Here is a 4,330-nt window from a genome sequence, read left to right as displayed (position 1 = left end):
CGGGGCGTTTTTCATGGCGGCGCCGCGCCGTTTCATCTTCTTCCGAACCCCACCCATGAAAACGCCCGGCAAAAACCGGGCGTTGTCGTTCGAGCCGCCAACGCGCGGCGCGATCAGTGCAGGTCGGCCGTGCGTCGTTCGAGATCCTTGCCGGCGCGGCGGATTTCGCATTCGGCCTGCTTCTCGCTGCGCACGCCGTTGAACATCACATTGAGGATCACGGCCGACACCGACGCGAGCAGGATGCCGCTGTGCAGGATCGGCGCGAGCGCGCTCGGCAGCTTCGCGAAGAAGTGCGGCGACACCACCGGCACGAGCCCCAGCCCGATGCTGACGGCGACGATGAACAGGTTGTTGTGGTTGCCGACGAAATCGACGCGCGACAGCGTCTTCACGCCGTTGGCGGCCACCATCCCGAACATCACGATGCCGGCGCCGCCGAGCACGAAGGCCGGCACCGAGGCGACGATCTGCGCCATCTTCGGGAACAGCCCGAGCAGCACCAGGATCACGCCGCCCGTCACGCACACGAAGCGGCTCTTCACGCCCGTCACGCCGACCAGCCCGACGTTCTGCGAGAACGAGGTGTGCGGGAACGAGTTGAAGATGCCGCCGATCAGCGTGCCGAGGCCGTCCACGCGCAGGCCGCGCACCAGCGCCTGCTGATCGACCGGCCGGTCGACCATGTCGCCGACCGCGAGGAACATGCCGGTCGATTCGATGAACGTGACGAACATCACGATCACCATGGTCGCGATCGAGAGCGTGTCGAAGTGCGGTGTGCCGAAATGGAACGGCATCACGAATCCGACCCACGGCGCGGCCGTCACGCCGTCGAGATCCACCCGGCCGAGCGCCAGCGCGATCCCGAAGCCGGCCACGATGCCGAGCAGCACCGCGATGTTCGCGACGAAGCCGCGGCCGAACTTGTTGATCAGCAGGATCAGCACGAGCACCAGCAGCGACAGGCCGAGGAACAGCGGGTTGCCGTATTCGGGGTTGCCCACGCCGCCGGCCGCCCAGTTGATGCCGACGCCCATCAGCGACAGCCCGATCACGGCGATCACCGTGCCGACCACCACCGGCGGGAAGAACCGCAGCAGCTTGCCGATCACCGGCGCGATCACGATGCCGATCACGCCGGCCGCGATGGTCGAGCCGAACACGTCGAGGATGCCGAGGCTCGGATTGGTGCCGATCGCCACCAGCGGGCCGACCGAGGCGAACGTGCAGCCCATGATGACGGGCAGGCGGATGCCGAAGATCCACACGCCGAGCGTTTGAATCAGCGTCGCGATGCCGCATGCGAACAGATCGGCGCTGATCAGGAACGCCACCTGATCCTTCGGCAACTTCAGGGCGCTGCCGATGATGAGCGGCACGGCGACGGCGCCGGCGTACATCACCAGAACGTGTTGCAGACCCAGCGTGACGAGCTTGCCCGCAGGCAGGATTTCGTCGCACGGATGGACCGTGTTGGATTGCATCTGTCTCACTCCATGATCGTGTAATCGGTGTGGTGTGACGTTATGCGGATCGCTGCACGCCAACAAGAGCACTGGGCGCTATTCCGCGATTTGCAGGCGGGATATGCGATTTTCGCGAGCGGATGCGGGGAAATCATGATGGGCGGGCGGCAGGAGTGGGAATCACGGAATTTATATCCAGTCAAAAACCGCGTGACGCCGTCGCCAAATATCACCATGGTTATGGTCTGTATCGCGTGTGGCGGATAGAGGTTTTTTGCCACGTCACAATGGCCGGATGGGTAAACCCCCGGTCAGCGCGGATTTTCATGGGGCCGGATCGTTTTGGAGGGCAGCCCGCCGGCGCGCTTTTTCCCGTTCGTTTTCGATGCGGAAATGCGACGCGGCGCGACATCGATTCGTCGCGTGACGCCATGCCGGTTTTGGCAATGGACGTTTACACTTCCGGCTGGTTCCGGCCGTGCCGCGGGGTGCACGCGTGCCGCGCCCGGACAAGGAATCCCAGTTGCCGCCCGTTGCGCGCAACACCACCGACAAGGAGCATCAACGATGAAGACGAAAGCCGCGATTGCATGGAAGGCCGGTGCGCCGCTGACGATCGAGGAAGTGGATCTGGCCGGCCCGCGCGCCGGCGAGGTGCTGATCGAGGTGAAGGCGACGGGGATCTGCCACACCGATTACTACACGATGTCGGGCGCCGATCCGGAAGGCATCTTCCCGGCGATCCTCGGCCATGAGGGCGCGGGCGTGGTGGTGGATGTCGGCCCCGGCGTGGGCACGGTGCGCAAGGGCGATCACGTGATCCCGCTCTACACGCCGGAATGCCGCGAGTGCAAGTTCTGCCTGTCGCGCAAGACCAACCTGTGCCAGAAGATCCGCGCCACCCAGGGCAAGGGCCTGATGCCCGACGCCACGTCGCGCTTCTCGATCGACGGCAAGCCGATCTTCCACTACATGGGCACCTCCACGTTCTCGAACTACATCGTCGTGCCGGAAATCGCCGTGGCGAAGATCCGCGAGGACGCCCCGTTCGACAAGGTCTGCTACATCGGCTGCGGCGTGACCACCGGGGTGGGCGCGGTGGTCTACTCGGCGAAGGTGGAAGCGGGCGCCAACGTGGTGGTGTTCGGCCTGGGCGGCATCGGCCTGAACGTGATCCAGGGCGCGAAGATGGTGGGCGCCGACAAGATCATCGGCGTGGACATCAACCCGGCGCGCGTCGAACTGGCGAAGAAGTTCGGCATGACGCACTTCATCAACCCGAAGGACGTCGAGAACGTGGTCGATCACATCGTCCAGTTGACGGACGGCGGCGCGGATTACTCGTTCGAGTGCATCGGCAACGTCACGACCATGCGCCAGGCGCTCGAGTGCACGCACAAGGGCTGGGGCCAGTCGTTCATCATCGGCGTGGCGGCGGCCGGCCAGGAAATCAGCACGCGTCCGTTCCAGCTCGTCACGGGCCGCGAATGGAAGGGCTCGGCGTTCGGCGGCGCGCGCGGCCGCACCGACGTGCCGAAGATCGTCGACTGGTACATGGAAGGCAAGCTCAACATCGACGACCTGATCACGCACACGATGCCGCTCGAGAAGATCAACGAGGGCTTCGACCTGATGAAGAAGGGCGAGTCGATCCGTTCCGTCGTGCTGTACTGACCGCGAGGCCGCGACCATGTTCGAACTCGTTTCGTCGCATGCCGCCTTCGGCGGCGAGCAGCGCTTCTATCGCCACGATTCTTCCACCATCGGCCTGCCGATGAAGTTCTCGGTGTACCTGCCGCCGTCGGCGGTGCACGACGAGACGCGCGTGCCGGCGCTGTTCTTCCTCGCGGGCCTGACCTGCACCGAGGAAACCTTCATGATCAAGGCCGGCGCGCAACGCTTCGCCGCCGAGCACGGCATCGCGCTGATCACGCCCGATACCAGCCCGCGCGGCGCGGGCGTGCCGGGCGAGGCCGATGCGTGGGATTTCGGCGTGGGCGCGGGCTTCTATCTCGACGCCACCGCCGAGCCGTGGGCGACGCATTACAAGATGGAGAGCTACATCGTCGACGAGTTGCGCGCGCTGGTGCTCGGCGCGCTGCCGATCGACGGCACGCGGCTCGGCATCTTCGGCCATTCGATGGGCGGCCACGGCGCGCTGACGCTGGCGCTGCGCCATCCGGGCGTGTGGCGTTCGGTGTCGGCGTTCGCGCCGATCGCCGCGCCGACGCGCTGCCCGTGGGGCGAGAAGGCGTTCGGCGGATATCTCGGCGACGATCGCGAGGCGTGGAAGGAGCATGACGCCACCGAGCTGGTCGCGCGCCGCGATGCGCCGCGCTACGCCGACGGCATCCTGATCGATCAGGGCCTGGCCGATCAGTTCCTCGCCAAGCAGCTCAATCCGGATCTGTTCGAGGCGGCCTGCCGCGAGGCCGATCAGCCGGTCACGCTGCGCAGCCACGAAGGCTACGATCACGGCTACTACTTCATCTCGACGTTCATCGCCGATCACATCGCGCATCACGCGAAGACGCTGCTGGCTGAATAAGCTAAATCAGCCGGTACGCAGAAAGGACAAAGCCCGCGGCACGAGCGATCGTGCCGCGGGCTTTTTCATGCCCCGCGCGGCGAGGGCGGCGCGGGATTCAGGCGTTCAGTTCAGTGCGGCTGCCGGCTGGCCGCGTCACGCGACGGCGCGATGCCGCCCGGCCAGGCTCGCCGCATAGGCCAGCGCCGACAGCGCCGTGATCCAGAAGCTGGTCGGCCAGTCGGTGTAGTAGGCCAGCGTCACGCCGAACCACGCTTCGCCGAGCGCGAACAGCGCCGCGAGCGCGACGCCGGTGGACAGCCGCGTGCTGAGG

At 66.0% G+C, this 4,330-nt stretch carries 3 protein-coding genes and 1 pseudogene; 2 read left to right on the top strand and 2 right to left on the bottom strand.

From position 1 onward, the window contains the following. Positions 1-113: 113 nt before the first annotated feature. Complete coding sequence (locus ACYP33_RS13335) at positions 114-1,487, bottom strand: nucleobase:cation symporter-2 family protein (protein ID WP_459622236.1); 1,374 nt, start codon at positions 1,485-1,487, stop codon at positions 114-116. Positions 1,488-2,036: 549 nt separating this feature from the next. Here ACYP33_RS13335 and ACYP33_RS13330 point away from each other — a divergent pair. Together ACYP33_RS13330 and fghA are read left to right on the top strand one after the other, a co-directional pair. Then, positions 2,037-3,143, top strand: a complete 1,107-nt coding sequence (locus ACYP33_RS13330; RefSeq protein WP_414442958.1) for an S-(hydroxymethyl)glutathione dehydrogenase/class III alcohol dehydrogenase — start codon at positions 2,037-2,039, stop codon at positions 3,141-3,143. A 16-nt stretch (positions 3,144-3,159) separates the two neighbouring features. Further along, entirely contained in the window at positions 3,160-4,017 is an 858-nt protein-coding gene (fghA, locus tag ACYP33_RS13325; RefSeq protein WP_459622234.1) for an S-formylglutathione hydrolase, read from the top strand. Between the two features lie 135 nt (positions 4,018-4,152). Here the strand turns inward: fghA and ACYP33_RS13320 are convergent. Continuing rightward, positions 4,153-4,330: pseudogene (locus tag ACYP33_RS13320) on the bottom strand (metal ABC transporter permease); the annotation flags it as partial.

It is taken from the genome of Burkholderia sp. 3C, from assembly GCF_054589155.1.
This window is presented reverse-complemented; position numbering and strand designations above follow the sequence as displayed.

Excerpts from the sequence above, each read along its gene's own strand:
- ACYP33_RS13335 (WP_459622236.1), bottom strand. The coding sequence starts at position 1,487 with ATGCAATCCAACACGGTCCATCCGTGCGACGAAATCCTGCCTGCGGGC.
- ACYP33_RS13330 (WP_414442958.1), top strand. The coding sequence starts at position 2,037 with ATGAAGACGAAAGCCGCGATTGCATGGAAGGCCGGTGCGCCGCTGACG.
- fghA (WP_459622234.1), top strand. The coding sequence starts at position 3,160 with ATGTTCGAACTCGTTTCGTCGCATGCCGCCTTCGGCGGCGAGCAGCGC.